Source organism: Bacillus sanguinis, assembly GCF_018332475.1.
Lineage (GTDB): Bacteria > Bacillota > Bacilli > Bacillales > Bacillaceae_G > Bacillus_A > Bacillus_A sanguinis.
The window spans coordinates 1-4565 of sequence record NZ_BOQB01000310.1 but is presented as its reverse complement, the minus strand read 5'-3'; the positions used below and the strand labels follow the sequence as shown (position 1 = coordinate 4565).

Annotated in this window: 5 protein-coding genes; 2 read left to right on the top strand and 3 right to left on the bottom strand. The window is 34.3% G+C overall.

The genetic code is table 11. The features are described from left to right. A partial coding sequence (cpdB, locus tag KI369_RS24710; RefSeq protein ID WP_212957888.1) for a bifunctional 2',3'-cyclic-nucleotide 2'-phosphodiesterase/3'-nucleotidase occupies nucleotides 1-2013 on the bottom strand: 2013 nt, incomplete at its 3' end. Between the two features lie 362 nt (nucleotides 2014-2375). Here cpdB and KI369_RS24705 point away from each other — a divergent pair. Both KI369_RS24705 and KI369_RS24700 read left to right on the top strand, forming a co-directional pair. Beyond that, nucleotides 2376-3155: a GDSL-type esterase/lipase family protein gene (locus KI369_RS24705; RefSeq protein ID WP_212957886.1), complete on the top strand. Its 780-nt coding sequence runs from the start codon at nucleotides 2376-2378 to the stop codon at nucleotides 3153-3155. A gap of 72 nt (nucleotides 3156-3227) precedes the next feature. Beyond that, a complete protein-coding gene (locus tag KI369_RS24700) occupies nucleotides 3228-3674 on the top strand; it encodes a MarR family winged helix-turn-helix transcriptional regulator (RefSeq protein ID WP_000445817.1) in 447 nt (148 codons plus the stop codon). Between the two features lie 24 nt (nucleotides 3675-3698). Here the strand turns inward: KI369_RS24700 and KI369_RS24695 are convergent, their stop codons facing one another. Together KI369_RS24695 and KI369_RS24690 are read right to left on the bottom strand one after the other, a co-directional pair. Further along, a complete protein-coding gene (locus tag KI369_RS24695; protein WP_212957884.1) occupies nucleotides 3699-3905 on the bottom strand; it encodes a hypothetical protein in 207 nt (68 codons plus the stop codon). 58 nt (nucleotides 3906-3963) lie between these two features. Further along, entirely contained in the window at nucleotides 3964-4524 is a 561-nt protein-coding gene (locus KI369_RS24690; protein WP_212957882.1) for a DUF2062 domain-containing protein, read from the bottom strand. Nucleotides 4525-4565 lie beyond the last annotated feature (41 nt).

Below are 4565 nucleotides of genomic sequence, written 5' to 3'. Positions count from 1 at the left end.
TGGCGGTGTTGTTGGATTCTCTCCACCTGTTTCCTTATCATCATCGTTCTTCTTCGTTAAATCAATTGCATATTTAGCAAATTCATTTTCAGATGGTCCAACATATGATATGTTCCCATCTTTCTTCATATACTTTTGTGCATTTGGTGAAGAATCGAATGTTGTATTTAATTTATCTGCAACAATCGGTTTAAATGCCCAATTTTTATCTGCTGCCGGATCAATAACTGGTGTCTCTTGCATATACTTCACAATAATTTGACGTGTTTCATCTTGTGATTGGTATACAACTTCCCCTTTACTTACTCCTGGGAACGTTTGGCTACTTCCACGATAGTTATTTGTAGCGACGATAAACTCTTGATTATCAGCTACTGGCTTACCTTCATATGTCATATTTATAATGCGATTCGTATTTGCATTTACAACTTTTCCATCTTTATCGTATTTCGCCGGTTGTGTTACATCAATTTCGTATTTTACGCCATCTAAAATATCGAAGTTATATGTAGGATAGCCTATATTTACTAACGGCTGTTCTTCTGTTTTCTTTGGATCGATTTGATTAAACTGACCCGCAGACATTTCAAGCCATTCTTTCACTTGTGCCCCATTTACTTTTACAGCATATAACGTATTTGGATATACATATAAATCTGCAACGTTTTTAATTGCTAACGTTCCAGCTGGAATATCTGTATAATATGTAGCACCGTTTCGGCCACCTGCTTTAAATGGTGCACCTGCAGATAAAACTGGAATTCCTTTATATTTGCTATATTGTCCATTCTCAGCAAATAACTTTTCTACATACCATTTCTGTGCATTAGTCACAAGTTGTACAGAAGGATCATCTTGTACTAATGAGAAATAACTGTTAATTGGTGCTGTCGTTTTTCCTACAGCTGTATTCACATAATCAATTGTCGCTTGATGATCATCTTTAATTTCATTAACTAATTTTTCATCGGATTTTACTAGTGGGTTTCCTTTACTATCAGCAATCGGACGAAGTTGCGGCTTCGATTGCTCTTTTTGTACTTCCCATTTTCCATTTACCTTTTTCAATTGCATATCAATAATACCTAAGTTACTTCCAAAGACACCAGGCATTACAACTGGAACACCATTAAATACATCCTTCACTTCTGTATGTGAATGTCCCATTAATACTGCATCTACACCAGGAACTTCTGTTAAATAATACGAAGCGTTTTCCATGCCAACGTTGTATCCACTCTTATCAACACCAGAATGCGCTAGTGCAACGATAACATCTGCACCTTCTGCTTTCATTTTTGGCACCATTTTCTTCGCAGTTTCCACAATATCTTTTGCTTTCACTTTTCCTTCTAAATTTGCTTTATCCCAATTCATAACTTGAGGTGGAACAAATCCCATTACGCCAATTTTCACTTTTTGTTTTTGCCCTGATTCATCTTCTACTTCTTTTTCAAAAACATGATATGGTTTAAAGTAGTTTTGATCGTTCTCTTCATTATTATCTTTATCGTCTTTATAGACGTTTGAGTTAATAACCGGGAACTCTGTTTTACTAATTACTTTGTTTAAATAGTCTAAACCGTAGTTAAATTCATGATTCCCAAGAGAGATGACGTCATACTTCATTAAATTCATTAAACGATATAATGGATGTGTATAACTAGGATCCACAGGCTTCTTCGGATCATTTATTTTATTCGCTACATAATCTCCAAGCGGTGTCCCTTGTAATGCATCCCCATCATCAAATAGGACAGAGTTCTTCGCTTCTTCACGTGCCTTATTAACAAGTGTTGCAGTTTGTACGAGACCTACTTTATTATCTGTTTTCGTTTGATAATAATCGTAATTCATTAAGTTAACGTGAATATCTGATGTTTCTAGAATTCGTAAGTTAACCGTACTCTCCCCATTGTTCTCATCCGCATGAGCTGTTGTTGGCAATACTTGCGGCGCTATTACACCTATAGCAAGAGTTGCTCCAGCTAGCATTTTTTTTGACTTTTTCACAAAAAATCCCCCTTATACAATTACCAAAAATAATGAAATGAATCTCTATTTGTCTCTAACCACATACCTTTTTTCTTCTATTAGAGACAAGATTTTCATTTCATTCTGCGCTAATGAGTAATCCCCTTAAACGCCCGATTGGTGCAACTTTACTTATCGGAAAATAAAGCCCGACTCATTAAAATTTCACCTTATCTGACATTATCATATATAATGTACTTTCATATCGTCAATATTTTTTGACATACTTCAACAAATTTTCTGTAAAGTTATTGTAAACTTTTCATAAACATATAATATGCCCTTACATTGTTAATACTGCTGAATATGATACAATTACCAATTACAAGGAGGATGAATATATGAAAAAAGTCATCTTAACAATTGTTTGTCTCCTCCTTCTAATCATTTCTTATTCTTATTTTGAAAAGAACGATGAGACAAAACAAAATGAACCCGAAGAAAAAACAGAAAAAACATCTACTCCAAGTTGGATTGATGAGCAAACAAACGATTCTTTTTATCATCTCGTACTAGGTGACTCGCTCGCCAAAGGATATGGATCGACACAAGGGGGATTTGCTGAATTAGCTTCTAGACAAATAGAAGCACAAATTCATAAACCAATTACCGTAGAAAATCTTGGTATAAATGGTCTCACAACAGATCGTCTCGCTAAAAAAGTGCAATCAGAAGATGTAAAGCAAAAGATTAGAGCAGCCAATATCATTACGATTAATATTGGGGGAAATAATTTATTTCGCTTAAATCGTGATGTCGGTGTTATAGACGGTATTAAAATGTTAAATAAAGAAAAAGCTCATTTTGAAGCGGATGTAAAAAATATTGTAAAGACAGTTCGAGATCAAAATCCGGATGCTTTACTCATTCTTTCTGAACTCTATAACCCGTTACAACTCGATGACTCCATCGCAAGTTATGCAGATATGTTTTTAGACGGCTGGAATGAATCTGTTTATTCCATTGCAAAAACAAATCAACCATCTATCGTTTTACCAATTCGCAAATTAATATCGAATGATAAGAAAGAATTACTCTTTGACCAAGTACATCCTAATGACAAAGGCTATACGATTATTGCCGATTCATTTACAAAAAAAGTGTTGGCCTACAAATATTAAGATTCCCATGAAACAATTCTATTTTTATAACATGTCTTTTTTGTTACAATGAGAGTGGAAGGGGGCCTTTATATGGAATCACGCGAGTGGGAACGTATTGTTGATCATCTTCTTTCGCTAGTGCCTCTTTTTTATCGCAAATTTATGCTTCCTGGAGAATTTTCTTCTCAAAGACATATGCCGCCATCACATACACAAGTATTGCTACTTCTGCATGAAAATGGCACATTAGCAGTTTCCGAAATCGGCAAGCGGCTAGCGATTTCAAGGCCTAACATGACACCTCTATTAAACAAACTGATTCAAGAAGAACTAATAGAGCGTCATTATAGCGAAAAAGATCGACGGGTCATTTTAATTTCCCTAACAGCTGAAGGGAAATTGTTAGTAAATCAGTATCAACAATTCATTTTAGACAAATTAAAAGAAAATTTCCAAACATTATCTGAGGAAGAACGTGAAAAACTCATTCACTCTCTTCAAACCATTCAAAATTTAATTTTGAAAACAAACGCATAAAGCTGCTTCTAAATAGAAGCAGCTTTATGATTCGTAATAATTACCATAGTATACATTTGAATACGGCCATGTCGTTAAATATGGTTTTTGTTCTTGCGTAGGCTGTTGCTGTGGTATTTGTGATAATTGCTGTACTTGTTGTTGTCGATATAATTCGTATTGTCTATTCATATCATAAGCTGGATAATAATTTACATATGGATATACTTGAGGTACGTAATAATAATACATTCATTCTCTCCCCCTTTTTCTTAAACATATTCAAAAGAGAAAATGAGTGTGACACTCTTTATATTTGCACGAGCGGTTCTGTCACTCGTTTCTTTCTATTCTTCAAACGTAACTTACGGTTCTTTTCATATAAATAATGTACAACGAAATATGAAACTACCCCAAATACAACTCCTAAAATCGTCATTCCAATTAATACATACACTTCACTCTGCAATAAACCCTTCAATATCATAAAAATATGACTCGAAAACAAATCAGATATCGTAAATGGTTCATGATGTATTTTTTGTACATGAAATGGATATATCATTTTTCCTAACGCATACGCAAGCGGGAATAAAAATACTGGTAGAAACGATATTTTCCCAATAATATTGCCAATCACCGCAGCAGGAAAAGATCCCTTTGCTAACCTGACGACTGGATAAAATATTAAATAGACGAGCGATGCCGTATATATAACCAACATCTCTAAACCAAAACCAATCGCAAAACCTAACGATACTTTCTTCGCTCCTTCTGGCGATCGAAGCAACTTATAATATTGAAACTTTAATATTCTCCACATCCGCTGGAAAAGTGAATATCTTTTCTTAGTTGTTTTCAAATTCATCATCTCTTTAACTATATTTTTATATGTAGTATGTCCTTACACAC

Bases quoted from the DNA above. Each gene is read 5' to 3' on its own strand.
- KI369_RS24690 (WP_212957882.1), bottom strand. From the start codon at position 4,524: ATGATGAATTTGAAAACAACTAAGAAAAGATATTCACTTTTCCAGCGG.
- KI369_RS24700 (WP_000445817.1), top strand. From the start codon at position 3,228: ATGGAATCACGCGAGTGGGAACGTATTGTTGATCATCTTCTTTCGCTA.
- KI369_RS24705 (WP_212957886.1), top strand. From the start codon at position 2,376: ATGAAAAAAGTCATCTTAACAATTGTTTGTCTCCTCCTTCTAATCATT.
- KI369_RS24695 (WP_212957884.1), bottom strand. From the start codon at position 3,905: ATGTATTATTATTACGTACCTCAAGTATATCCATATGTAAATTATTAT.